Below are 24,810 nucleotides of genomic sequence, written 5' to 3'. Positions count from 1 at the left end.
GCGACGAGATTGCGGGGTTGCAAGCGACACGGCCAGGCCTCGGACGGCCCGACGCAACAAGCGCGCTGCCCTCCGCCGCGAAGCAGTCGTCACGGCATCAGCCGCGCCGCATCACGTGCGCCGATCATCCTCGTGCCCTTGCGCCTCTTCGTCGATGCCGGCCTGCTGGTCGACCTCGATGCCGGCCTCGATGTCGCCTTCGTCGTCGGCTTCCTCGGCGTGGGCCAGCGGCACATCCTCGCCGTCTTCATCGAACAACGTGAACTGCCCGCGCAGCGCCGCGTCGTCCTCTTCCAGCCGTACGCCCACGCCCAGCAGCCGCACCGGCTGATTGCGTCGAGCGAAGCCCTTCTCGAGCAGCGCGAGCAGCGTAGGCAGATGCGTCGCCTCGCCAACGCACTCCACCGTGGTGCGCTGAAAATCGGCGAAGCGGATCTTCACGAACAGCTTGCGCACGGCCGCCGCGGCGCCGGCCCGCTCGACGCGCGCATCCAGTTGCGCCGCGAGGCGCCGCAATTCGGCCGCGCATTCGTCGAGCGTCTGGAGATCGGTCACATAGGTGGTCTCGACGCTCACGGACTTGCGCTCGCGGTCCGCGCGGACGGGGCGCTCGTCGATGCCGCGCGCCAGTTCGTAAAGCCGCTGGCCGAACACGCCGAAGTGCCGGTGCAGATCCACGAGCGGCCACTCGCGCAGTTGCGCGCAGGTGGTGAGGCCCAGCTTTTCGAGCTTCGCTGCCGTCACCTTGCCGACACCGTGAATCTTGCGCACCGGCAACGCGGCGACGAAGGCATCCACCTCGTGTGGACGCACCACGAAAAGCCCGTCCGGCTTGTTCCAGTCCGAAGCGATCTTCGCGATGAACTTGCTGGGCGCCACGCCCGCCGACACGGTGACGCCCACCGTCTCGCGCACACGCTCGCGAATCTCCCTGGCGATGAGCGTCGCGCTGCCCTTGCAGCGGTCGGATTGGGAGACGTCGAGGTAGGCTTCGTCGAGCGAAAGCGGTTCGACGTCGGCCGTGTAGTCGTAGTAAATGGCCATGATCTGACGCGACGCGATGCGGTACTTCTCCATGGCCGACGGCAGGATCAGCAGGTCCGGACACTTGCGCATGGCAAGCGCCGACGACATGGCCGAATGCACGCCGAAGCGCCGCGCCTCGTAATTGCAGGTGGCAATCACGCCGCGTTGGTCGGGGCGGCCGCCCACGGCGAGCGGCCGCCCGCGCAACGAGGGGTCGTCGCGCATTTCGACCGACGCGTAGAAGCAGTCGCAATCGCAGTGAATGATCTTGCGGGCGGGGGAGTCAGCCGGCGCGGGCGGCATGGATCAGGCGACATCCGTCACGTTCGAGGTGACAGTACTGTACAAAAACACAGTATGCTTTTCAAGCGTGCAGTGCGACATGAAATCGGCCTCACGGCCGCCCGTGCCACGCCCGGCACGCCATCGCCTCAGCGCGAATGGCCCGCGCTCACGCCCCTGGCGCGCTGGACTTCAGCCTTCGGTTTCCGCTCCCACGAGCGGCCGCCCCGGTTCATCGGCCTCCAACTCGTCGGTCTCCAACGCGCCGCGATCGAGCACGGCGCGGGCGCGGTTCATGTCGATCGCCTTCTCCCAGCGCGCCACGACCACCGTGGCCACGCCGTTGCCGATCAGGTTCGTCACGGCGCGCGCCTCGTTGAGGAAGCGGTCCACGCCGAGCAGCAGCACAAGACCCGAGACGGGAATGCTGCGCATCGAGGCAAGCGTCGCCGCCAGCGCGACGAACCCCGCGCCCGCTACGCCCGCCGAACCCTTCGAGGTCAGCAGCAGCACGGCCAGCACGAGCAGCTGGTCCCCGAGGCTCAGGTGAATGTTCATGGCCTGCGCGACGAAGATGGCCGCCATCGTGAGGTAGATCGCGGTGCCGTCGGCGTTGAAGGTGTAGCCCGTGGGCAGCACCATGCCCACCACCGGACGCGCGCAGCCGAGCTTTTCGAGCTTGATGAGCATCTGCGGCAACACCGCCTCCGTGGAGGCGGTGCCGAAGGTCACGAAAATCTCGTCCTTGATGTAGCGCAGGAACTTCCATAACGACAGCCCGCACAGCCGCATGGCGAGGCCCAGCACGATCACGACGAACGCGATCGAGGTGACGTAGAGGCACAGCATCAATTCGCCGAACGAGGCAAGCGTGCCGATGCCGTACTTCCCCACCGTGAAGGCCATGCCGCCGAACGCGCCGATGGGCGCGACCCACATGACAATGCGCACCACGCCGAACATCGCCTGCAGGAACATGTCGAGCATGTCGACGAAGGGCGCGGCGCGCGGGCCCAGTCGCGCAAGCGACACAGCGAGCAGCACCGAAAAGAAGATGACGGGCAGCATCTCGCCGTTGGCGAAGGCGCCCACCACGCTGTTGGGCACGATGCTCATGAAGAAGTCGAGCATGCCGTGCTGATGGGCGGCGTGCGTGTAGCTCGCGATGGCCGCGCTGTCGATGTGTGCGGGATCGACGTTCATGCCGCGGCCCGGCTGCACGACGTTGACGACGACGAGACCGATGCCGAGCGCGAGCGTCGACGCAATCTCGAAGTAGACGATCGCCTTCATGCCCACGCGCCCCGCGGCGTGAATATCCGTCATGCGGGCAATGCCCACCACTACCGAGGCAAAGATGATCGGCGCGAGCAGCATCCGGATCAGCCGGATGAACAGATCGCCGAGCGGCTTGACCTGCGTGCCGACATCGGGGAAGAAGTGGCCCACAGCCACCCCCGCGACAATGCCGATCAGCACCTGAACGTAAAGCCTCGAAAGATACTTCCGAATGGTTGCAACCCGCATGACTGTCTCCTGTGCGTGGCGAGTTCCACGAACGGCGGATCTGTTTGCGGCGCCGCGCCCGGTCTGTCGAGCGCAGTGCCCTGCCCGCCTGTTCTCTGTCTTCCTTGGTTTTTTCCCGCGGCAGAGCGGCGACTACTCGGCCAGCTTGCGCATCTCGGCGTACAGATCCGCCTTGCCTTCGAAGCCGATGCCGGGCAGATCCGGCATCGTGATGTAGCCGTTCTCCACCTTCACACCGTCGGGGAAGCCGCCATAAGGCTGGAACAGATCCGGATACGACTCGTTGCCGCCAAGTCCCAAACCGGCCGCAATGTTGAGCGACATCTGATGGCCGCCGTGCGGAATGCAGCGGGCGCGCGACCAGCCGTGCTGATGCAGCATGTCGAGCGTGCGCAGATACTCGACAAGGCCATAGGCCAGTGCGCAGTCGAACTGCAGCCAGTCACGGTCGGCGCGCATGCCGCCGTAGCGGATCAGGTTGCGCGCGTCCTGCATCGAAAACAGGTCTTCGCCGGTGGCCATCGGCTTGTCGTAGTAGTTGCGCAGCGTGGCCTGCAACTCGAAATCGAGCGGATCGCCCGGCTCCTCGTACCAGAACAGGTCGTATTGCGAGAGCGCCTTCGCGTACTGGATCGCGGTATCCAGATCGAAGCGCCCGTTGGCGTCCACGGCGAGCTTCTGGCCGTCGCCGAGCACGCTGAGAATCGAGTCGATGCGGCGCAGGTCCTCGTCGAGCGAGGCACCGCCAATCTTTTTCTTCACCACCGTGTAGCCGCGGTCGAGGTAGCTGCGCATCTCGTCCTTGAGCTTGCTGTGGTCCTGGCCCGGATAGTAGTAGCCGCCCGCCGCGTAGACGAACACCTTGCGATCCGGCTGGCCGTTGCCGTAGCGGTCCGCGAGCAGCTGGAAGAGCGGCTTGCCTTCGATCTTCGCCACGGCGTCCCAGACCGCCATGTCGATGGTGCCCATCGCGACGGAGCGCTCGCCATGACCGCCCGGCTTTTCGTTCGTGAACATCGTCGCCCAGATCTTGTGGGGATCGAGGTTGTCGCCCGTGTCGTCGACGAGCGACGCCGCGTCGGCTTCCAGCACGCGCGGAATGAAGCGCTCGCGCATCAGCGTGCCCTGCCCGTAGCGGCCGTTCGAGTTGAAGCCGTAGCCGATCACCGGCTTGCCGTTGCGAACGACGTCCGTCACCACGGCCACGAGGCTCAGCGTCATCTTGCTGAAATCGATGTAGGCGTTGCGGATGGACGAACTGATGGGAACGGTTTTTTCGCGTATTTCGACGATTCTCATGGTGTCTCCGTGCTTCGCGCCGCCCGTGCGGCAGCGTTGGGAGCCGCTAGATTATTCGCCGTGACCGCCGTTATGATTCACCGAAACTCATTACTTCATTAACTTTCAGTGAAGACCGACATTGCGTCCAACCTGGAGTTCTTCGTGCTGCTGGCACGCCACGGCAACCTGGCCGCCACGGCACGCGAACTCAATCTGACCCCGCCCGCGGCCACCAAGCGGCTCTCACAGCTCGAAGCCCGCCTTAACGTGCGGCTCGTGAACCGCACCACGCGCCACGTGAGCCTCACGCCCGAGGGCGAGACCTACCTGCATCACGCCACGCGCATCCTTGCCGAGCTGCGCGACATGGAAGACGCGGTGAGTTCGAGCCATTCGGTCCCCAAAGGATTGCTGCGCGTGAACGCGACGCTCGGCTTCGGGCGCACGACGATCGCGCCGATCGTCTCCGAATTCGCGAAGCGGTATCCGCATGTGGAAGTGCAACTGGACGTGACGGACCGGCCTGTCGATCTCGTGGAAAGCGGCATCGATCTGGCCATCCGCTTTGGCTCGCTGCCGGACCAGCGGCTCATTGCGCGCCGCGTCATGTCGAATCGCCGCTTTCTGTGTGCGTCACCGCGCTATCTGGAACAGCACGGCGCGCCGGAGAATCTTGCCGACCTCGCGAACCACACCTGCATCGTGCACCGGCAAAACGACAACGCGTACAGCGTGTGGCGCTTCGAGCGCCACGGCGAAAGCCACGCGGTAAAAGTGCACGGCACGCTCTCGAGCAACGACGGCGACATCGTGCTCGGCTGGGCGTTGGACGGGCACGGCATTCTCGTGCGTTCGGAGTGGGATCTCGCTAAGTACGTGGCGAGCGGCCGGCTGCGCATCGTGTTGCCCGAGTTTGTGCAGCCGTCTGCGGACCTGTTCGTGTACTACCCGAACAAACGCAACCAGTCGGCGCGGGCGCGAGCGTTCATCGATTTTTTGATCGAGCGCTTCAACGGCATGAACGGATACGAAGTGCCGGTCGGCAAAGAGGATGGAACGAAGCGGCAGGAGGGAAAGCGAAGAACGAAGCGCGATGCGGGACGAAGTGGGGAATGAGGCCGCACGTGAGGCCGGCGATCGTAGTTGCGTGACGCGCCGCTTGCCGTTTCGATCTCCCGGTATCGAGCCGCAGCACAGCGACGCAACAAAACAAAAAGCCCGCTTGAAGCGGGCTTTTTGTTGATCTGTCTTCTGACGCTTTCGCTCTGCACCGTGGCGCGGCAACTTCAACATGCTGCGCATTCTGCGGTACTGGTTGCGGGGGTAGGATTTGAACCTACGACCTTCGGGTTATGAGCCCGACGAGCTGCCAGACTGCTCCACCCCGCGTCCGTCAGAAGAATTGAATTATAGCCACTCGTGCCGCTCGCGTCAAACACCTCACATGCGGCGGCACCTCTTCGACGTTCACCGCATCGTGCAGGTAGCGGTGACAGGACCGCGCCGCCGTTCATGCATAATGTCCTACCTCATTTTGCAGCGCTCGCGTCCAATGAAAATCGCTACGTGGAACGTCAACTCCCTGAAGGTTCGTCAGCAACATGTGATCGACTGGCTCGAACTGAGCCAGACCGACGTGCTCTGCCTCCAGGAACTGAAGCTGCCCGACGAGAAGTTTCCGCGTGCCGAACTCGAAGCCAAGGGCTACAAGAGCTGGTTCGCCGGCCAGAAGACCTATAACGGCGTGGGCATTATCGTGCGCGACGGAATCGCCGTGGACGAGGCCAGCATCGTGCGCAACATCCCCGGCTTCGAAGACGAGCAGCAGCGCGTGATCTGCGCCACCGTGGAAGGCGTGCGCGTGATCTCGGCGTACTTTCCGAACGGCCAGGCGCCCGGCACCGACAAATTCACCTACAAGCTGCGTTGGCTCAACGCGTTGCACGACTGGATCGCAGGCGAAATGACCCGGCATTCGAAGCTCGCGCTGCTGGGCGATTACAACATCGCGCCCGAAGACCGCGACGTGCACGACCCCAAAGCCTGGGAAGGACAGAACCTCGTTTCGCCCGAAGAGCGCGCGCAATTCGAGCGCCTCGTCGCGCTGGGCCTCGTCGATGCGTTCCGGCTCTTCGATCAGCCTGAAAAGAGCTTCACGTGGTGGGACTACCGCATGCTCGCGTTCCGGCGCAACGCGGGTCTGCGTATCGATCACGTGCTGCTTTCGAAAGAGCTTGCGCTCAACTGCACACTGTGCGACGTGGACAAGACGCCGCGCAAATGGGAGCAGCCTTCGGATCATGCGCCTGTGTTTGCGCAGATCGGCTGAGCGTCGGCGTGGCAGCCTGGCCTTGGCGGGTAGCCCGGCCTTGGCGAGCGGCGCGGGTCGTGAGGCTGCCGCCCCGCCTTCGCTTACTTCATCTTTTCCTCATCTGTTCGCTGCCCCGCTCCCGTCATCGTTGGTGAGCGCGAGCGTCGCCCACAGGAAGCCGAACACCAACGCGTCGTAGTGCGCGCGTTCGAGCGCGTCGCTGCCCGAACCGTGTCCTCCTGCCGTGCTTTCCAGGTACCACACGCCTGCGTGCCCCTGCGCCTGCATGCGCGCCGCCATCTTGCGCGCGTGCGCCGGATGTACGCGATCGTCGCTGGCCGAGGTCGTGAAGAGCACCGGCGGATACGCCACACCGGCCTTCACGTTGTGATACGGCGAGATGGCCGCGAGCGCGCGCGCCTCGGCTGGGTCGTCGGGATCGCCGTACTCGTCGAGCCATGAAGCGCCCGCGTGCAGCCGGTGATAGCGCTGCATGTCGAGCAGCGGCACCTCGCACACCACTGCGCCGAACAACTCCGGTCGCTGCACCATGCACGCACCGACGAGCAGCCCGCCATTGCTGTCGCCCTGAATGCCGAGCTGTTTCGGTGTCGTCACGCCGTCGGCGACTAGCTGTTGCGCGACGGCGATGAAATCGTCGAACGAACGTTGACGGCGCGTGCGTTGCGCCGCCGTGTGCCAGGCAGGGCCATACTCGCCGCCGCCGCGAATATGGGCGATCGCGTAGACGCCGCCGCGTTCCAGCCAGCCGATGCCGGGCCCCACGAGATAGTGCGGCGTGAACGGAATCGCAAAGCCGCCATAGCCGGTGAGCAGGCAAGGCTGCGGCGATGGCATGTCGCCTTCGAGCACGCCGCGCGGTCCAATGATCGTGTACGGCACGCGCGTGCCGTCTTTCGACACGGCGTGCCCGTGCTTCACGACGAGCGGCGTAGCGTCGAACTGCGTGGGCCAGCGGTCGATGCGCTCCCAGTTCGCGAGATCATTCGCCGCGAGGTCCGCGAGCCCGTACTCGGGCGGCTGCAGATAATCGTCGACGTCCACGTAGACTTCGTCGTCGAGCGTCTCTTCCACGGGCGAGATATCGACCTGCGCGGTACCGCTCGCCGCGCTCGCCGCAAGCGGCCGCGACTGCCACGTCCACGCCCCGCTCTCGCCATCTTGCGAGGCAAGCCACAGCATGGTGCGGCTACGCACGTCGTCGAGCCAGGACACGATCAGATAGTGGCGCGTGTGCGTCCATTCGCATGCGGAGGTCACGGGCGTCGGCGTGAAGAGCGAGACGAAGTCACGCCGGCCTGAGAGAAACGCGTCCTCGCGGATCGCCAGCAGCGACCCGCCGGCGTGCAGCGCGCCCTCGCAGTGCCAGTCGAGCCGCGGTTCGAGCAGCAGCCACCCCTGCCACGCGCCCACAGCGACGTGCGCAGGCACCTCGTAGCGCTGCCAGGTTCCGCTCGCGTCGAGCCAGAACGTATGCGAGTCGAAGAAGTCCACGCCGCGTACCACCTCGTGACGGTGTTCGACAGGATCGTAGTCGGCCTCCACGCTCACGTCGTCGAACGCGCCGCGAAACACGACAGGCGCCTCGGCGAGCGGCGTGCCGCGCTGCCACCGGCGCACTTCGCGCGGGTACCCCGAACGCGTGAGCGCACCGCGCGCACGGTCCCCACGATCCCAACCGACGTAGACCGAATCGCGGTCGATCCACGTCACCGTATGCTTGCCCTCGCTTTCGATCGCGAAGCCGCCCTCGACGAACCTGCGCCGCTCGATGTCGAACTCGCGCACGACGGTGGCGTCCGCCCCGCCCGGCGAGAGCGCGATCAACGCGCGGTCGCCGTCGGGATAGAGAATCTCGATGTCCGCGCACACCCAGGGCACGCCCTCTTCGGCGCCCAATGCATCGAAATCGAGCAGCGTCTGCCATTGCGGTGCGCGGCTGCGCCAGCTCGCCCACGAGGTGCGTCGCCACAGTCCCTTCGGGTGTGCGTCGTCTTCCCAGAGGTCGTAGGCCCAATCTTTCCAGCGCGTGGGAATGACGGGCCGCTCGCGCGGCAGATAAGCCTGTGCGAGGCGCGCAGCGAGCGCCTCGAACGAGGCGCCGGTTTGCCAGGCGGCATGCGTGCGCGCGTTCTGCTCGTTCACCCAGGCGAGCGCGGCGGAGTCGTCGAGGTCTTCGAGAAAACGAAAGGGATCGGGCTGGCGAGGCCACGGGGAAACACGCGCGGTGCGCGTGCTGCTAGCCGGAGAACCCCGGCCGCGCCGGGAAGAAGATGCGGGCATGATCGGCTGAATGTATTCGACAGCGTCGATTATGCCCGCGGGCGCCGCTACTCCAGGTTGAGCTCCTGGATCTTGCGCGTAATCGTGTTGCGGCCAATGCCAAGCCGCTCGGCCGCTTCGACCTTGCGGCCGCGCGTGAAGTCGAGGGCCTCGCGGATCACCGCCGCCTCGAAGCGGCGCGAGAGCTCGTCCATCACGTCGGCGGAGTTTTCGCGCAGCAGACGTGCCACTTCCGTGCGCAGTCCGCTTTCCCATGCGCTCACGGGCGGCGGTGCCGGCATGCCGGTGGGCACGGCCGCGGCAAGCGCCGGTTGAACCGTGCCGTTCGGCGCGACGCCGGCCACTGCGCCAGCCGTCCCTTCCGCGATCGCGGCGCCGGCCATGGTCAGTTCGGGCGAGCCGGCCTGAGCCGGCACGAGATCGGGCGGCAAGTCCTTGATCTCGATGGTCTGCGCCGGCGCCATCACCGTGAGCCAGTTCGCGAGATTTTCGAGTTGCCGCACGTTGCCTGGAAACGGCAGCGACGACAGATACGCGAGCGCCTCGTCGGACACGCGCTTGGGTTCCACGCCGAGTTCACGCGCGCTCTTTTGCAGGAAGTGGCGCGTGAGCAGCGGAATGTCCTCACTGCGCTCGCGCAGCGCCGGCAAACGCAGGCGGATCACATTGAGCCGGTGATACAGGTCTTCGCGGAACAGGCCCTGGCGTACGCGCGATTCGAGGTTCTGGTGCGTGGCCGCGATCACGCGCACGTTGGCGCGCAACGGATTGTGGCCGCCCACGCGATAGAACTGCCCATCCGAAAGCACACGCAACAGGCGCGTCTGCAGATCGAACGGCATGTCGCCGATTTCGTCGAGAAAGAGCGTGCCGTTCTCGGCCTGCTCGAAGCGCCCCTGGCGCATGGCCTGCGCGCCCGTGAACGCGCCGCGCTCGTGGCCGAACAGTTCCGACTCGAGCAGGTCTTTCGGAATCGCCGCCGTGTTGAGCGCGATGAACGGACCGCTTGCGCGCGGACTATGCCGGTGCAGCGCACGCGCCACGAGCTCCTTGCCGGTGCCGGATTCGCCGGTGATAAGCACGGTGGCCGCCGAATGCGAGAGCCGCCCGATGGCGCGGAACATGTCCTGCATCGCGGGCGCCTGGCCCAGCATTTCGGGCGCTTCGGCTACGCGCTCGTCGTAGGGGTGTTCGCCGCGCACGCTCTCGTCCACGGCGCGGCGGATCAGCTCCACCGCCTTGTCGACGTCGAACGGCTTCGCGAGGTATTCGAACGCGCCGCCCTGGAATGCGGCCACGGCGCTATCCAGATCCGAGAACGCCGTCATGATGATGACGGGCAGCCCCGGCACGCGCTCGCGCACGGTCTGCAGCAATTCGAGCCCGGAGCCGCCGGGCATGCGGATGTCCGACACCAGCACCTGCGGGCTGTCGTGGTCGAGCGCGCTCGCGGCTTCGCGCACGTTCGCAAAGCTGCGTGTCGCGAAGTTCTCGCGCGCGAGGGCCTTTTCGAGCACCCAGCGTATCGATTGGTCGTCGTCTACTATCCAGATCGGCTTCATAGGGTCCGTAGAAGTCTTGGGATGCTTGCGGTATCAGTAGTCGAGCGGCAGCAGGATCTGAAACTCGGTGTGGCCCGGCCGGCTCTCCACTTCGATCAGGCCTTCATGCTGCTGCACGAAGGTCTGCGCGAGCGTGAGACCGAGACCGCTGCCGTCTTCGCGCCCCGACACGAGCGGATAGAAGATGCGGTCGCGAATCTCTTCGGGAATGCCAGGACCGTTGTCGATGATATGCAAGTCCAGTGCCAGCTTGCACAGACGCTTGGCGACGGTCACCTTGCGCGCCACGCGCGTGCGCAGCTCGATGCGCGCGTCGCCCTGCGAGATGCGTTCGCGCAGCGCTTCGGCCGCATTGCGCACGATGTTGAGCACGGCCTGGATCAACTGCTCCTTGTCGCCGCGCAGGTCGGGCACGCTCACGTCGTAATCGCGCTCGATCGTGAGGCCGCGCGGAAACTCCGCGAGAATCACGGCGCGCACGCGCTCGCACACTTCGTGAATGTTGACGTCGCCCACGATGTGCGGATGACGGTGCGGTTCGAGCAGCCGGTCCACGAGCGTCTGCAGGCGGTCCGATTCCTTGATCACTACTTGCGTGTACTCGCGCAGTTCGTCGCGCTCGCGCGCGCCCAGCTCGAATTCGAGCAACTGCGCCGCGCCGCGAATGCCGCCGAGCGGATTCTTGATCTCGTGCGCGAGATTGCGGATCAACTGCTTGTTGACCGAGGTGAGGTCGTGAATGCGCTCTTCGCGGTCGGTGCGCAGATGCCGCTCGTTTTCAAAGAGTTCGAGCAGCACGTAGTCGGGCGCGCTTTCCAGAAAGCCCACGATCGCATGCACGTGCAGCGGCTCGTGACCGGCGCGTTCGAGCACCGCGTCGAGGTGCGTGGCGTGGAACTTGTGTTCGGCGATGGACGCAATGGTGGCGATCAGCTCGTCCGCATTCGAAAAGATGTCGGGCCACGCCATCTGCGTGAGCTGACGGCGCGAGAGATCGAGCATGGCCTCGGCCGAGGGATTTGCGAAAGCGACGCGCAGCGTGCGCTTGTCGAGCACGAGCACCACCGTAGGCAGTGCTTCGAAGCCGGGCAGGAGCCCCGATTCGACGAGCTGCGTATCTTCCGACAGGGCTTCGGCGTGCCCTTTTCTTGCCTTGATCAGATTCTTCAGAACCATGTTTCAGTCTGGCCGCGAGGAGGCAATGCGCTGATGAGGGTAGTCATCTGTCTGCCGGGTCGCGAGCGGTGCGCCGATGAGCGTCTGACCCGCCGCGTCCAACGAAAAAGGGACGGCACCGCCGTCCCTTCGTAACCCATCGTGAACGTCGGACAGACGCTTCGCTGCCGCTGCTGGCAAGCGAAGCGCCATTGCCGCTTACAGCGAGTAGTACATCTCGAATTCGATCGGGTGCGTGGTCATGCGCAAGCGTTGCAGCTCGCCTTCCTTCAGTTCCAGGTACGCATCCAGCATCGAATCCGTGAACACGCCACCGCGCGTCAGGAACTCGCGATCCTTGTCGAGTGCTTCGAGCGCCTGGTCGAGGCCCGCGCACACGGTCGGGATCTTTGCATCTTCTTCCGGCGGCAGATCGTACAGGTTCTTGTCCGCGGCTTCGCCCGGGTGGATCTTGTTCTGCACGCCGTCGAGGCCGGCCATCATCAGCGCCGAGAACGCGAAGTACGGGTTGGCCATCGGGTCCGGGAAGCGCGTTTCGATACGGCGGCCCTTCGGGTTCGACACGTGCGGAATGCGGATCGAGGCCGAGCGGTTACGCGCCGAGTAGGCGAGCTTCACCGGTGCTTCGAAGTGCGGCACGAGACGCTTGTACGAGTTCGTCGTCGGGTTCGTGATGGCGTTCAGCGCGCGAGCGTGCTTGATGATGCCGCCGATGTAGAACAGCGCGAATTCCGACAGGCCGGCGTAGCCGTTGCCTGCGAACAGGTTCTGACCGTCCTTCCAGATCGACTGGTGCACGTGCATGCCCGAGCCGTTGTCGCCCACCACGGGCTTCGGCATGAACGTCGCCGTCTTGCCGTACGTGTGCGCCACGTTCTGCACGATGTACTTGAGCTTCTGCGTCCAGTCCGCGCGCTGCACGAGCGTCGAGAACTTGGTGCCGATTTCGTTCTGGCCCTGGCCCGCCACTTCGTGGTGGTGCACTTCGACCGGCACGCCGATCTGCTCGAGCAGCAGACACATTTCCGAGCGGATGTCCTGGAACGAATCGACCGGCGCGACCGGGAAGTAGCCGCCCTTCACGCCCGGACGGTGACCCGTGTTGCCGCCTTCGAATTCCTTCGACGACGACCACGGCGCTTCTTCCGAGCCGATCTTCACGAAGCAGCCCGACATGTCCGTGTTCCACTGGACCGAGTCGAAAATGAAGAATTCGGGTTCCGGACCGAAGAAGGCGGTGTCGCCCAGGCCCGTGCTCTTCAGGTACGCTTCGGCGCGCTTCGCGAGCGAACGCGGGTCGCGCTCGTAGCCCTTGCCGTCGGCCGGTTCGATCACGTCGCAGGTCAAGACGAGCGTGGATTCTTCGTAGAACGGGTCGATGAACGCCGTATCGGCATCAGGCACGAGCAGCATGTCCGAAGCCTCAATGCCCTTCCAGCCGGCAATCGACGAACCGTCAAACGCATGGCCGCTTTCGAACTTGTCCTCGTCGAATGCCGACACCGGCACGGACACGTGCTGCTCCTTGCCGCGCGTATCGGTGAAACGGAAGTCGACAAACTTGACGTCTTCGTCCTTGACGAGTTGCATGACGTCGGCCACGGATTTACTCATAACCTATCTCCTGATTAACGAATTCGGCGGGTTTCGCCGCCGCCCCAATCTAGCGGACCGGCCTTGACACGTCCACCGCGTTTTTCGCGGAACGGCGCGACCCGGTGGCCGATCGATCGGGGCGATTATAAGCAGCTTCCATGCCATACGTGCGCCAGCGTGGCACCCCGCCCCGCCCGGCGCGCGCTGTCGCGGGGAATTCAGGCGCAGTGACGAGGCACGGTGTGCCGGTCAGCACACCTCATCGCACCAATAAAGTGCATTACACGTGTCACCCACCCGTCTCTGTTCAATTATGGTGCATCGCGGCGTTTTTGCACCTTTGTTGGGCGGCTCTTTGCGCGAGGCGATGACCGCCGATCGCCGTGGTCGTCGAATCTGCGTCATCGGGTCGCGTCCACGGTTCGTTGTGAGAGTTGCTGCTGTGCCCGGGCAAGCCCGGTGTCTCGCGCCGCGCCCCCGCGCTAGAATGCTTTTTTGATCCCGATACGAGGAGACTGGCCGTCATGAGCACGCTCGAACAGTTGTACAGAGAGGCCGAGAAGCGCCGTGTCGCAAACCAGCTGCCCTACGCGGGCGCGCTGTCGCCCGCTGAAGCGTTCGAGCTTCTGCAGCTCGATTCCCGCGCCCGGCTCGTCGACGTGCGTACGCGCGCCGAGCTGGACTGGGTAGGCCGGCCCGTGATTGGCGACGGCCAGTACGCGCACATCGAATGGACCCGCTACCCCGGCGGCATCCCTAACCCCGAATTCCTCGACCAGCTTCGCGCTTCAGTTGCGCCCGACACGCCCGTGCTGTTCCTCTGCCGCAGCGCCGCGCGCTCGAAGCTCGCCGCCATCGAGGCCGCCAAGTCCGGCTATACGCAGGCTTTCGATCTGCTGGAAGGATTTGAAGGCGACAAGGACGGCCAGGGACATCGCAAGACGGTGTCGGGCTGGTGCTTCCGGGGGTTGCCGTGGATCGGCGCCTGACGGGCACACGATTGCCACCTGACCGGCGCCTGATGGGCGCTTAATCCGCTTCCGGCTGCCTGTTAGTCAATCGTCAGTCAATCGGCCGCCTTCCCGTTTTCTGCCGGCGGCTCGACGATGTCCCCGCCCAGCTGATGCACGCCTTCGCGCAGCTTCACGAACGCTGCCGCGACGGCCTCGGGCTCGCCCTTCACGCCCAGATCGATGTGCCGGCGCGCGTAGATGCCGCCGCGCGTCGCGTCGCCCACGCTGGGCAGGCTGAACACGCGCACGCCCGGGAAGTCGTGCTCGATCTGCTCCATGAGCGGCGTCAGCGTGGATTCGGGCAACTCGAACACGATCAACGACTTCTCCGCATGCGGCGTGGCGTGATGCAAATGCGCGTACTTCGTGTCCAGCACCCACTCGATCATCGGCCACGCCATGACGGGAAAGCCCGGCACGAAGTGATGGTCGCCCACCGAAAAGCCCGGAATCTTGTTGTAGCCGTTCGGAATGATCGACGCGCCGCGCGGAAAAGTGCCCATGTTCAGCCGATGGCGGTTTTCCGGCGAGTCGAGGTCGATCGGGCCGGGGCCACTGTGCATATCGCGGATGCGCTCCTGGATCAGCGCCTTCGCCTCGGGATGCAGTTCGAGCGGCACGCCGAGCGCTGCGGCCGCGCACTGGCGTGTGTGGTCGTCCGGCGTGGCGCCGATGCCGCCCGTCGAAAACACGATGTCACCCGAGGCGAAACTGCGCCGCAGCATCTCGGTGATGCGCTCGCGCTCGTCGCCCACGTATTGCGCCCACGCGAGCGAAAGCCCGCGCGCGCTCAGAAGTTCGATGACTTTCGGCAGGTGCTTGTCGCTGCGCCGGCCCGACAGAATCTCGTCGCCGATGATGATCAAACCAAATGCCATTGCCGCCTCTCGATGAAGGGGAGAAAGGCCCGCGTCAGGAAACCGCGACCGGGCCGCTGCCACCGCCAGGCTCTTCGGCACGCATGTGTTGCAGCGCGCGCAGGCAGTAGTAGCCGAACCACAGCGCAGTGAACACGAGGATGAACGAATAGATCCAGATGGTCACCGCCGTGACGACGGGAAAGAACACGATAAGCCACGCCGACCAGACCCACAGCAGCGTGGGCACCGAGCCGAGCAGCCCGCTCGCGATGCCGATGGAAAGCAGCGGCAGCCGGTAGCGGCGCACCAGCGCGCGGCGCTCGTCGCGGCTCGCGTGCAGCGCGAGGGCGTCGTAGGTCATGACGCGATAGGTGAGCCAGCCCCACAGGAGCGGCGGAATCAACGCGAAGAACGGCGGCACGAGCCACAGCGGCAGCGTCACGACGAGCAGCACGATGCACACGACGGTGGTCCACAGCGAATACGCGAGGCTGCCGAACCAGGTGCCGCCGCGGCGCATCTCGAGGTTCGCGAACTGGCGCCGCGACAGATGGCGGATCACGGCCGGCATGGAAAGCGTCGCGATCAGGAGCAGCACGGTGAGCACGATGAGCGGTATCGCCATGGCGATCACGATGAACGGCGCCACCACCGTGTGGAGCGACGCAAAGCCCAGCCAGTTGAACAGATCGTAGAGCGTGGACGTGAACGACCAGCTTTCGAGCCAGACGCGCGTGGCGTCGATGAGCGGCTGCCAGAACAGATAGAGCACCGTGCCCCAGACCACGGCCGCCACCGCGAACGGCACGAACGTGAGCACCAGCATGACGGGATGGAAAACGCTGGAAAGCGCGCGGCCGAAGGAACGAAGCAGGTCATTCATGCGGACAGGAGGCCGGTGGGGCAAACCCGGCGCGTATAGAGAATGGAGAATGGGAAATGGAGAACAGCAGAGAGGATAAACCACGCTGAGGTCGGTCCGCCGACGTGCGGCCGTTCGCCCAAGACAGCGCACCGGCGGCGCCCCGCTGGTCGAGGCGCGCTCAAACGGCCGCGCCGTCCCCCGACGATGCGCGCTTCGGCGCCAGCCGTCGCGCAATGCGCACGAAAGCGAGCCAGTGCTGCTCGAAGAAGCCGTCGCCGTAGCGCTCGCCTTCAAGCTGATCGCGAATGCCCGTGGGCTCGATCGCGCGGTTCCACGACGCGCTGCCGAACAGCATGTCCCACCACGGGAACAGCACGCCGAAGTTGCAGCCATACGTGAGCCCCTCGTGGCCGTAACCGATGGCGTGATGGCGCCGGTGGAACGACGGACTCACGATCACGCGTTCCAGCACCCGCCCGAAATCGACGCGGATATTGGCGTGCTGCACGCTCTGCGCGAAATTGGTCAGCGCCACCAGCACCACGAACTGCACGGGCGGCACGCCGATGGCGAGCGCGATCAGCGCGAAGAAACAGGCCTGGAGCAGGTCGTCGAGCAGGTGGTTGCGGTCGTCGCACCAGAGCGACATCTTGCGCTGGCTGTGATGCACCGCGTGCAGCTCCCACCATATGCCGAAGCGGTGTTCCCAGCGGTGATACCAGTAGCCCGCGAAGTCGAGCACCACGAGATAGATCGCGAACGTGACGAGCGGCTGGGTCGTGACGCCCGGCCAGAGGTTGTCGAAGTCGATGTTCGAGATGTTGTGCAGCCGCAGCCACGCCTGGAGATGGTCGAAAAGCGGCTGCAGCGTGAAGAAGAAAAAGAGGTTCATCACGCCGAGCCGCACGATCCACGTATAGATCACGTCCACACCCACGCCCTTGCGGTTCTCCCACTTCTCGGCCGGACGCAGCGCTTCGAGCGGACGCAGCACCGCGTACATCGCGAGCACCTCGAGCACGCCGACGATCACCCAGTAAAGGCTGTCGTACGTGTCCTCGTCGTAGTCCATGAGGTTGAAGCGGAACAGCAGCGGCTGCACGACGTCGACATACAGCAGCGTCTGGATGGCCGAGATGAAGCTGTCGAGGGAAGAAGTGATCAGGTGAAACATGGTTTCCGTTTTCGCTCAGCGGGACGCCGCTGGGACGCATTCCGCCCGGTCGAGTTCCGCTGGGTTCTGCTGGGTTCTTCGCCGACGTCCGCTGCCGGGCTCCGCTGCTGACTGCCGCTTGCAGGGCCGGAGCCGCGTGCGGCGCCCGACGCCCCCTCATGCCGCCTCATGCCGCCTCATGCCGCCTCATGCCGCCTCAAGCGGCATCAGGTTCCCTCAGGCCCCATTCGGTGCCGTCACGGGCGCCCGGTCGAAGAAGTAGATGCCGTGCGGCGAGCGGCCCACGAGGATCGTCTGCACGAGCTTGTGAGTGGTGAGGTCGATCACGCCCACGTGCTTCGCGAAGCGGAACGTGACCCAGAGGTAGCGCTTGTCGGCCGAAAGCTCCATGTCATCGGGACCGGGCAGAAGGCCCGTGATGTCGCCCGTGTTGGTGAGCGTCTCTTCGTCGATGATGCTGATCGTGCTCGCCACGCGGTTCGACACGGCGACGTGGCGGCCGTCGTCGAGCGAGCGGAAGTTGTGCGCGCCGTTGCCCGTCACGATGGTCTTCACCACCTTCTGATTGCGCCAGTCGACCACGGCCACGTAGTCGGCGCCCGTCATGCCGACGAGCAGGTACTTGTCGCCGGGCGTCATCCAGAGGCCCGCCGGCACCTTGCCGACCTTCATCTTCCATTTCACCGTCTGCGTGGGCAGGTCGATGGCCGCCAGTTCGCCCGACACCTGCAACGTGATGAACACCGTCTTGCTGTCGTTCGTGAACGCCATGTGGCTCGGCATCACGGCGAGGGGCAATCGCTTGGCCAGCGTGAAGTTGTGACCGTCGTAACCGTAAATGTCGATGCGGTCGAGCCGCAGGCCCGTGGTGACGAACCACTTACGGTCGGGCGAAAAGCCGAGCTGATACGGATCTTCGATGTTTTCGAGCCAGCGCTGCGTCTTGCCGGTTTTCGGATCGACAAACATCAGGTTGTTCGAGACCGAATTCGCCACGATCAGCGACGCATTGTCGGGCGTGGTCATCAGGTGGTGCGGTTCCTTGCCGGTGGGCACCGTGCCCACCACCTGGTGCGTCGCTTCGTCGATCAGGCTGAGCGTCGCTTCGCCGGAATTGAGCACGATGATGTTATTGGCGTGGGCGAGCGTCGGGGCAATACCTGCGGCGCCCGCAGCCAGCGCCACGCACGCCGCGAAACGACGCGCGGCGCGGGAAAGGAAGAAATTACGCATGAAGGGAAACCGTCCGGAGGGGTGGCGTGATTGTAGAACGTTTGCGCGCGCCGGCGGTTGACTTGCCGAAGGCACCGTTCGTCGCGAAGTCGCGTGAGCAAGACGAAATCACGGGGAGGCCCCCGGCGATTACCTGGAAGCCTCGCCGGGCGGCCGCGGCTTCGCTCAGCGCTGCATCGACTCCCACACCTTGTGAAGTCGCTTCACGGAAACCGGCATCGGCGTGCGCAGTTCCTGGGCAAAGAGCGAAATGCGCAGTTCTTCCAGCAGCCAGCGGAATTCGGCGAGCCGCGGGTCGGCCACGCCGCCGCGCTGCGAGAGCGCGCGCTGATAGTGCTGCCAGAGCGGGTGGAACTCGGCGTACTGGCGCGTATCGCGGGCCGGATCGGCGCGCAGCTTGTCGATACGTAGCGCGATGCCCTTGAGGTAGCGCGGAAAGTGCGTGAGCTGCACGTAGGGCGTCTCGACGATGAAGCGCTTCGTCACGAGCGCATCGAGTTGCGCCTGCATGTCCGAGGAGGCATTGCCGAAGGCCTTCGCCTGCGCGAGCTTTTTCGTCACGGCGGCGTATTCCGCCAGAATCTGCCCGACAAGGCGCGCAATTTCCTGCGCAAGCAGCGTGAGCCGGCTGCGGCCCTCGTCGCGGCGCGCGTGGAAGCTCGTGTCATCGTCGGGTAGCGGGTCCTGGAGACACGCACGGTCGAGCGCCATGTCGATCAGTTGGTCGCGCAATTCCTCTTGCGTGGCGCGCGACATGAACTGCATCGCCATTTCCCGCAGCCCCGGCAGGTTCTTCTCCAGATAGCGGATCGGCTCGCGCAACTGCAGCGCAAAGAGGCGCCGCAGGCCCGCGCGATGGATGCGCGCCGCCTCGTCGGGCGAGTCGAATACTTCGACGTCGCAATGCGTGCCACGATCCACGAGCGCCGGGTAGCCGAACAGCGTCTGTCCGCCGCGGCGGATTTCGAGCAGTTCCGGCAGCTTGCCGAAATTCCAGGTGGTCAGGTCTTCGTAGAGCGCGGTGGCGGGCGATGCGGTGTCCGCGGACGATACTGCCGCGCCGGACGTGACATTGCCCGGCGTGGCGCGGGCCGAGGGCGACGCGCCCATGCCGCCCCTCTGATGCCCATGTCGCGTGCCCTCGCCCGTTGCGTGAGGCCGTGCACTCGCCGGCATGCCAGGCCGCGCCGCCGTATCAGGACCTGGGCCAGGACCAAGACCTCCTGGACCAAGAACAGGCCCCGCCCCCGGCACCGTTGCCGTGCCCTGCCCGGCCGCAGCCGCATCGGCGACGATTCGCTGGAACTGCTGCTGCGCCTGGGCGCCCAGCTCGGCGCGCAGTTGCGCGAGATTGCGGCCCATCGCGAGCTGGCGCCCGTGCTCGTCGATCACCTTGAAGTTCATGAACAGGTGCGCGGGCAGCGTCTCCAGCTTGAAGTCGGCGAGTTTCAGCGCGATCTGCTTCTCCTCGCGCACGTCCGCGATCAGCGCATCGAGCAGGCCACCCGCGCCGAAGCGCTCGCTCGCGTGGCGATCCGCGAACGCCGCTGCGTACTCGGGCAGCGGCACGCAATGGCGGCGCAGCTTCTGCGGCAGCGACTTCAGCAGCAACTGCACCTTCTCCTTCACCATGCCCGGCACGAGCCACTCGCAGCGGCGCGCATCCACCTGATTGAGCGCGTGCAGCGGCACCGTGAGCGTCACGCCGTCGCGCGGCGAGCCCGGCTCGAAGTGGTAGCCGAGCGTCATCGGCACGCCGGCCATCGTCATGCGCTTCGGGAACAGGTCGGTCGTGACGCCGGCTGCCTCGTGGCGCATCAGGTCGTCGCGCGAGAGGTAAAGCAGGCGCGCCTCTTCACCACTGCCGCCGTGCTTCTTCGCCTCGTCGCGATACCAGCGTTCGAACGCCGCGCCGGTGTAGATGCCCTTCGGCACCACCTTGTCGTAGAACGCGAAGATCAGTTCGTCGTCCACCAGCACGTCCTGGCGGCGCGACTTGTGCTCGAGCTGTTCGATGTCGGCAAGCAGCTTGCGGTTGTGCGCGAAGAACGGCAGCTTCGTCTCGAACTCGCCTTCCACCAGCGCGCCGCGAATGAACAGCTCGCGTGCGCGGGCCGGGTCCTGCCGGCCGAAGCTCACGCGCCGCCGCTGATAGATGGGTAGCCCGTAGAGCACCGCGCGCTCGAAGGCCGTCACCTGCGCCGCGCGCTTTTCCCAATGCGGCTCGGAAAGCGACTTGCGCAGCAGATGCGCGCCCACGCGCTCCACCCACTCGGGCTCGATCTTCGCGATGGTGCGCGCATAGAGCCGGCTCGTTTCCACGAGTTCGGCGGCCATCACCCAGCGCCCCGCCTTCTTCACGAGCGCGGAGCCGGGCCACAGGTGGAACTTGATGCTGCGCGCCCCGAGGTAGTACGGCTCGTCCTCGGCCTTCAGGCCGATGTTGCCGAGCAGCCCGGTGAGCAGCGCGAGATGGATCTGCTCGAAGGTGGCGTCGGCCTCGTTGAGCCGCCAGCCGTGCTCGCGCACCACCGTGAGCAGTTGCGAGTGCACGTCGCGCCATTCGCGCAGGCGCATTTGCGAGAGGAAGTTCGCGCGGCAGGCGTCCATCAGCTGACGGTTGGACTTCTTGTGCGTGACCGCTTCCTCGAACCACGCCCAGATCTTGAGCCACTGCAGGAATTCCGAGCGTTCGTCGGCGAAGCGGCGATGCGCTTCGTCGGCCTGCTCCTGCGCTTCGAGCGGCCGGTCGCGCGGGTCCTGCACCGAGAGCGCGCTCGCGATCACGAGCACCTCGCGCAGCGCCTGCTGGTCGCGCGCGGCGAGAATCATGCGGCCCACGCGCGGGTCGAGCGGCAGCCGCGCGAGTTCGCGGCCAAGCGGCGTGAGCGCGTTGTCGTCGTCCACGGCGCCCAGTTCGTTGAGCAACTGGTAGCCGTCCGCGATGGCGCGGCCCGGCGGCGGTTCGATGAACGGAAACGTTTCGATCGCCGTCAGGTGCAGCGACTTCATGCGCAGAATCACGGCCGCAAGCGACGAGCGCAGGATCTCCGGGTCCGTGAAGCGCGGCCGCGCCTCGAAGTCGGTCTGATCAAAGAGGCGGATGCACACGCCGTCGGCCACGCGGCCGCAGCGGCCCGCGCGCTGGTTCGCGGCGGCCTGCGAGATCGGCTCCACCTGGAGCTGCTCCACCTTGTTGCGGTACGAGTAGCGCTTGACGCGCGCGAGGCCCGTGTCCACCACGTAGCGGATGCCCGGCACCGTGAGCGAGGTTTCGGCGACGTTGGTGGCGAGCACGATGCGCCGCGCGTTCGACGGCCGGAACACGCGCTCCTGCTCGGCCGCGGAAAGACGCGCGAAAAGCGGCAGGATTTCGGTGTGCGGCGGATGGTGCTTGCGCAGCGACTCGGCGGCCTCGCGGATCTCGCGCTCGCCGGGCAGGAACACGAGCACGTCGCCGGGGCCTTCGCGACAGAGTTCGTCGACGGCATCGACGATCGCCTCCATGAGGTCGCGCTCGGACGCCTCGCCTGCGCCGCCTCTGCCACCGCGCTCGCCGCGGCGTGCGCCGCCTGGGCCTCCTGCGTGATCCGCGCCGTCCTGAGCCGGCCGTGCGCGCCCGCGGCCCGCCGCCCCTTCGGCGGCCTTCACCGCAGGGCTCGCCCCCACCACCGGCCGGTAACGCATCTCGACGGGATAGAGCCGCCCGCTCACTTCGATCACGGGCGCGGGCCGCGCTTCGCTGCCGAAGTGGCGCGCGAAACGCTCGGCGTCAATCGTCGCCGACGTGACGATCAGCTTGAGGTCCGGCCGGCGCGGCAGGATCTCTTTCAGATAGCCGAGCAGGAAGTCGATGTTGAGACTGCGCTCGTGTGCTTCGTCGATGATCAGCGTGTCGTACGCCTTCAGAAGCGGGTCGGTCTGCGTTTCGGCGAGCAGAATGCCGTCGGTCATCAGCTTGACCGACGCGCCCGGCGCGAGGTTGTCCGTGAAGCGCACCTTGTAGCCCACCACCTCGCCGAACCGCGTGCCGAGTTCCTCGGCAATGCGCCGCGCGGTGGCCGAGGCCGCGATCCGCCGCGGCTGCGTATGGCCGATCAGCCCCGCGCCGCCGGCGCCGCGCCCGCGTCCGAGTTCGAGGCAGATCTTCGGCAACTGGGTCGTCTTGCCCGAGCCCGTCTCGCCGCTCACGATCACCACCTGGTGAGCCGCGATGGCGCGCGCGATTTCCTCGCGCCGGCCGGACACCGGCAGCGCTTCGGGAAACGTGATAGGCGGAACAGGATTGGGCGCGACCGGCCGGCGCGCCTTCGTCTCACGGCCGGCTTCGTGTGCTGCTTTGGGTGTGGCTTCGTTTGCGCCTTCACGGGCGGCGTCCCGTGCTGCGGACGAGCGCGCCGGCGCCGGACTTTTGGGTACATTCGACATGGGGGCGCATTATAATCCCGGCATGAATTCACAAACCGACCTCATCCCCACGTCCGCGGGCGCGCCGGCCGCTTCCGGCGACCCTGAAACCGCCCTCCATCACGCGCAGTTCGTCGAGTGGATGCGATCGGTCGCGCCCTACATCCACCGCTTCAACAACAAGACGTTCGTCGTGGGTTTCGGCGGCGAGGTCGTGCATCAGAACCTGCTCAACGCGCTCGTTTCCGACATCGCGCTCTTGCAGGCCATGGGTATCCAGATCGTGCTCGTGCACGGTTCGCGCCCGCAGGTCGAAGAGCAGATGAGCCTGCACGGCGTGGAGTCCGAGTTCTCGCACGGCATGCGCATCACCAATGCGCGCGCGCTCGAATCCGCGAAGGAAGCCGCCGGCGAAGTGCGCCTCGATATCGAGGCCGCCATCAGCCAGGGCTTGCCGAACACGCCGATGGCGCACGCGCACATCAGCGTGGTGTCGGGCAATTTCGTGACCGCGCGGCCCGTCGGCATTCTCGACGGCGTCGATTTTCAGCACACGGGCCTCGTGCGCAAGATCGATGCCGACTCCATCCGGCACTCGCTCGCGAGCCGCAAGCTGGTGCTGCTCTCGCCGCTCGGCTTCTCGCCCACGGGCGAGGCGTTCAATCTGTCGATGGAAGACGTGGCGTCCGCCGCGGCCATCGCGCTGCGCGCCGACAAGATGGTGTTTCTCACCGAAACGCCGGGCCTCTACGACGAAGACGGCGGGCTGATCCGCGAAATGTCGCTCGACGACGCCTACCGCCTGCTGGAAAGCGGCGCGGTGTCGGGCGACGCCGGGTTCTATCTGAAACACGCCATTCGCGCCTGCCGCGGCGGCGTGGCGCGCGCCCACATCATTCCGTACTCGCTCGACGGCAGCATCCTACTCGAACTGTTCCTGCACGACGGCGTGGGCACGATGATCTCGTACGAGAACCTGGAGAGCCTGCGCGAGGCGTCGCCGGACGACGTGGGCGGCATCCTCACACTGATCGAACCGCTCGAGACAGACGGCACGCTGGTGCGGCGCGGGCGGCACCAGATCGAACGCGACATCGACCACTTCTCGGTCATCGAGCACGACGGCGTGCTGTTCGGCTGCGCCGCGCTGTACCCATATCCGCAGGAGCGCATCGGCGAAATGGCGTGCCTCACGGTTTCGCCGGAGGCTCAAGGCGCAGGCGACGGCGAGCGGCTCCTGAAGCGTATCGAGCAGCGCGCGAGGGCACGCGGCCTCACGCGCATTTTCGTGCTCACCACGCGCACGGAGCACTGGTTCCTGAAGCGCGGCTTCGTGAAGGCGTCCGTGGACGACCTGCCCGAAGACCGGCGCCGGCTCTACAACTGGCAGCGCAAGTCGCTCGTGCTGATGAAGCAGCTCTGAGCGGCGCCGGGACGGCGCGGCTGGAACAGCGTGCAATAGTGTGCCTTCCCGCCTCGCCTTGCGCAGCGAGGCAACAGAAAACAGAAACCGGGCCGCCTCGAACACACCGTGGCGCGGCCCCTATACCGATCAACCCGATCCAACACGACATCGCGAGACCTCACCCGCGATCATTCGAATCTCAGGAAGGAGAAGCACAGCATGGCTCGTATGGTTCAATGCGCAAAGCTCGGCAAGGAAGCCGAAGGCCTCGATTTCCCGCCGCTGCCGGGCGAACTCGGCAAGCGCATCTACGAAAGCATTTCGAAGGAAGCGTGGCAGGCGTGGCTCAAGCAGCAGACGATGCTCATCAACGAGAACCGTCTCAACATGGCCGACCCGCGCGCGCGCCAGTACCTCATGAAGCAGACGGAGAAGTTCTTCTTCGGCGAAGGCGCGGACCAGGCGTCGGGCTACGTACCGCCCACGCAGGGCTGAGGGTTTCGGCGCGGCGAGCGGTGTCGTTCGCGTTTGAGGCGGGTCGCAGAGCCGCCTCACCGCGCCTGATCGTCTTACTCCCTGCCGCCTTAATGGGGCCCACTCGCGCCCCCCCCTCGCGGACCCCACCGAGGTGTTCATCGCGCTGCGGTCCAGCGTCCGCTGGACCGCGCAAGCCTGCCTCCCGGCACGCGCCACGGCCGGCCGGTTTGCACGATCTTCTGTCATCGTGCTAACATGCACCCCGTTTTCAACAGCAATTCACCTTCATTCTCGTTCAATACGCCTACGGG

The 24,810-nt window shown here is 65.7% G+C and carries 17 protein-coding genes and 1 tRNA gene; 5 read left to right on the top strand and 13 right to left on the bottom strand.

The window, feature by feature from the left end; genetic code table 11:
- Nucleotides 1-111: 111 nt before the first annotated feature.
- The 3 genes from dinB to PXJ20_RS11525 form a co-directional block, all read right to left on the bottom strand.
- Nucleotides 112-1,329: a DNA polymerase IV gene (gene dinB / locus PXJ20_RS11535; RefSeq protein WP_421030760.1), complete on the bottom strand. Its 1,218-nt coding sequence runs from the start codon at nucleotides 1,327-1,329 to the stop codon at nucleotides 112-114.
- A gap of 171 nt (nucleotides 1,330-1,500) precedes the next feature.
- On the bottom strand, nucleotides 1,501-2,835 hold the full coding sequence (gene dctA, locus PXJ20_RS11530; RefSeq protein WP_421030759.1) for a C4-dicarboxylate transporter DctA: 1,335 nt from the start codon (nucleotides 2,833-2,835) through the stop codon (nucleotides 1,501-1,503).
- 132 nt (nucleotides 2,836-2,967) lie between these two features.
- The gene (locus PXJ20_RS11525) at nucleotides 2,968-4,134 is read right to left on the bottom strand and encodes a mandelate racemase/muconate lactonizing enzyme family protein (protein ID WP_017777969.1); all 1,167 of its coding nucleotides are present in this window, start codon (nucleotides 4,132-4,134) and stop codon (nucleotides 2,968-2,970) included.
- 108 nt (nucleotides 4,135-4,242) lie between these two features.
- On the opposite strand from PXJ20_RS11525, the gene PXJ20_RS11520 reads away from it, so the two are divergent.
- Nucleotides 4,243-5,232, top strand: a complete 990-nt coding sequence (locus PXJ20_RS11520; RefSeq protein WP_421030758.1) for a LysR family transcriptional regulator — start codon at nucleotides 4,243-4,245, stop codon at nucleotides 5,230-5,232.
- A gap of 196 nt (nucleotides 5,233-5,428) precedes the next feature.
- Here the strand turns inward: PXJ20_RS11520 and PXJ20_RS11515 are convergent.
- Nucleotides 5,429-5,505: transfer RNA gene (locus tag PXJ20_RS11515), tRNA-Met, on the bottom strand.
- A 163-nt stretch (nucleotides 5,506-5,668) separates the two neighbouring features.
- Between PXJ20_RS11515 and xth the strand changes: the two genes are divergently transcribed.
- The gene (gene xth / locus PXJ20_RS11510) at nucleotides 5,669-6,445 is read left to right on the top strand and encodes an exodeoxyribonuclease III (protein WP_421030757.1); all 777 of its coding nucleotides are present in this window, start codon (nucleotides 5,669-5,671) and stop codon (nucleotides 6,443-6,445) included.
- Between the two features lie 99 nt (nucleotides 6,446-6,544).
- On the opposite strand, the gene PXJ20_RS11505 is transcribed toward xth, so the two are convergent.
- The 4 genes from PXJ20_RS11505 to glnA form a co-directional block, all read right to left on the bottom strand.
- Nucleotides 6,545-8,731: a prolyl oligopeptidase family serine peptidase gene (locus tag PXJ20_RS11505; protein ID WP_421030756.1), complete on the bottom strand. Its 2,187-nt coding sequence runs from the start codon at nucleotides 8,729-8,731 to the stop codon at nucleotides 6,545-6,547.
- 47 nt (nucleotides 8,732-8,778) lie between these two features.
- On the bottom strand, nucleotides 8,779-10,293 hold the full coding sequence (gene ntrC, locus PXJ20_RS11500) for a nitrogen regulation protein NR(I) (RefSeq protein ID WP_017777965.1): 1,515 nt from the start codon (nucleotides 10,291-10,293) through the stop codon (nucleotides 8,779-8,781).
- Between the two features lie 33 nt (nucleotides 10,294-10,326).
- Complete coding sequence (gene glnL, locus PXJ20_RS11495) at nucleotides 10,327-11,469, bottom strand: nitrogen regulation protein NR(II) (RefSeq protein ID WP_017777964.1); 1,143 nt, start codon at nucleotides 11,467-11,469, stop codon at nucleotides 10,327-10,329.
- A gap of 198 nt (nucleotides 11,470-11,667) precedes the next feature.
- On the bottom strand, nucleotides 11,668-13,083 hold the full coding sequence (glnA, locus tag PXJ20_RS11490) for a type I glutamate--ammonia ligase (protein WP_017777963.1): 1,416 nt from the start codon (nucleotides 13,081-13,083) through the stop codon (nucleotides 11,668-11,670).
- 506 nt (nucleotides 13,084-13,589) lie between these two features.
- Here glnA and PXJ20_RS11485 point away from each other — a divergent pair.
- Nucleotides 13,590-14,054 (top strand): rhodanese-like domain-containing protein, encoded by a 465-nt coding sequence (locus PXJ20_RS11485; RefSeq protein WP_017777962.1) that lies wholly within the window; start codon nucleotides 13,590-13,592, stop codon nucleotides 14,052-14,054.
- 77 nt (nucleotides 14,055-14,131) lie between these two features.
- Here the strand turns inward: PXJ20_RS11485 and PXJ20_RS11480 are convergent, their stop codons facing one another.
- The 5 genes from PXJ20_RS11480 to hrpA form a co-directional block, all read right to left on the bottom strand.
- Nucleotides 14,132-14,956, bottom strand: coding sequence for a competence/damage-inducible protein A (locus PXJ20_RS11480; RefSeq protein WP_421030755.1), 825 nt, complete (start codon nucleotides 14,954-14,956; stop codon nucleotides 14,132-14,134).
- Between the two features lie 34 nt (nucleotides 14,957-14,990).
- On the bottom strand, nucleotides 14,991-15,821 hold the full coding sequence (locus tag PXJ20_RS11475; protein WP_421030754.1) for an EI24 domain-containing protein: 831 nt from the start codon (nucleotides 15,819-15,821) through the stop codon (nucleotides 14,991-14,993).
- A gap of 160 nt (nucleotides 15,822-15,981) precedes the next feature.
- Nucleotides 15,982-16,977, bottom strand: coding sequence for a sterol desaturase family protein (locus PXJ20_RS11470; protein ID WP_126875761.1), 996 nt, complete (start codon nucleotides 16,975-16,977; stop codon nucleotides 15,982-15,984).
- Nucleotides 16,978-17,193: 216 nt separating this feature from the next.
- Nucleotides 17,194-18,210, bottom strand: a complete 1,017-nt coding sequence (locus PXJ20_RS11465) for a beta-propeller fold lactonase family protein (protein WP_126875762.1) — start codon at nucleotides 18,208-18,210, stop codon at nucleotides 17,194-17,196.
- Nucleotides 18,211-18,375: 165 nt separating this feature from the next.
- The gene (gene hrpA, locus PXJ20_RS11460) at nucleotides 18,376-22,638 is read right to left on the bottom strand and encodes an ATP-dependent RNA helicase HrpA (RefSeq protein ID WP_421030753.1); all 4,263 of its coding nucleotides are present in this window, start codon (nucleotides 22,636-22,638) and stop codon (nucleotides 18,376-18,378) included.
- Between the two features lie 22 nt (nucleotides 22,639-22,660).
- Between hrpA and argA the strand changes: the two genes are divergently transcribed.
- Together argA and PXJ20_RS11450 are read left to right on the top strand one after the other, a co-directional pair.
- Nucleotides 22,661-24,040, top strand: coding sequence for an amino-acid N-acetyltransferase (gene argA / locus PXJ20_RS11455; protein ID WP_026122080.1), 1,380 nt, complete (start codon nucleotides 22,661-22,663; stop codon nucleotides 24,038-24,040).
- Nucleotides 24,041-24,241: 201 nt separating this feature from the next.
- Nucleotides 24,242-24,517, top strand: a complete 276-nt coding sequence (locus PXJ20_RS11450) for an oxidative damage protection protein (RefSeq protein WP_042301091.1) — start codon at nucleotides 24,242-24,244, stop codon at nucleotides 24,515-24,517.
- The last annotated feature ends 293 nt before the right edge of the window (nucleotides 24,518-24,810 follow it).

The sequence above is a fragment of the Paraburkholderia sp. A1RI_3L genome (assembly GCF_048957895.1).
Classification (GTDB): Bacteria; Pseudomonadota; Gammaproteobacteria; order Burkholderiales; family Burkholderiaceae; genus Paraburkholderia; species Paraburkholderia kururiensis.
This window is presented reverse-complemented; position numbering and strand designations above follow the sequence as displayed.

Bases quoted from the DNA above. Each gene is read 5' to 3' on its own strand.
- dinB (WP_421030760.1), bottom strand. From the start codon at position 1,329: ATGCCGCCCGCGCCGGCTGACTCCCCCGCCCGCAAGATCATTCACTGC.
- dctA (WP_421030759.1), bottom strand. From the start codon at position 2,835: ATGCGGGTTGCAACCATTCGGAAGTATCTTTCGAGGCTTTACGTTCAG.
- PXJ20_RS11525 (WP_017777969.1), bottom strand. From the start codon at position 4,134: ATGAGAATCGTCGAAATACGCGAAAAAACCGTTCCCATCAGTTCGTCC.
- xth (WP_421030757.1), top strand. From the start codon at position 5,669: ATGAAAATCGCTACGTGGAACGTCAACTCCCTGAAGGTTCGTCAGCAA.
- PXJ20_RS11505 (WP_421030756.1), bottom strand. From the start codon at position 8,731: ATGCCCGCATCTTCTTCCCGGCGCGGCCGGGGTTCTCCGGCTAGCAGC.
- ntrC (WP_017777965.1), bottom strand. From the start codon at position 10,293: ATGAAGCCGATCTGGATAGTAGACGACGACCAATCGATACGCTGGGTG.
- glnL (WP_017777964.1), bottom strand. From the start codon at position 11,469: ATGGTTCTGAAGAATCTGATCAAGGCAAGAAAAGGGCACGCCGAAGCC.
- glnA (WP_017777963.1), bottom strand. From the start codon at position 13,083: ATGAGTAAATCCGTGGCCGACGTCATGCAACTCGTCAAGGACGAAGAC.
- PXJ20_RS11485 (WP_017777962.1), top strand. From the start codon at position 13,590: ATGAGCACGCTCGAACAGTTGTACAGAGAGGCCGAGAAGCGCCGTGTC.
- PXJ20_RS11480 (WP_421030755.1), bottom strand. From the start codon at position 14,956: ATGGCATTTGGTTTGATCATCATCGGCGACGAGATTCTGTCGGGCCGG.
- PXJ20_RS11475 (WP_421030754.1), bottom strand. From the start codon at position 15,821: ATGAATGACCTGCTTCGTTCCTTCGGCCGCGCGCTTTCCAGCGTTTTC.
- PXJ20_RS11470 (WP_126875761.1), bottom strand. From the start codon at position 16,977: ATGTTTCACCTGATCACTTCTTCCCTCGACAGCTTCATCTCGGCCATC.
- PXJ20_RS11465 (WP_126875762.1), bottom strand. From the start codon at position 18,210: ATGCGTAATTTCTTCCTTTCCCGCGCCGCGCGTCGTTTCGCGGCGTGC.
- hrpA (WP_421030753.1), bottom strand. From the start codon at position 22,638: ATGTCGAATGTACCCAAAAGTCCGGCGCCGGCGCGCTCGTCCGCAGCA.
- argA (WP_026122080.1), top strand. From the start codon at position 22,661: ATGAATTCACAAACCGACCTCATCCCCACGTCCGCGGGCGCGCCGGCC.
- PXJ20_RS11450 (WP_042301091.1), top strand. From the start codon at position 24,242: ATGGCTCGTATGGTTCAATGCGCAAAGCTCGGCAAGGAAGCCGAAGGC.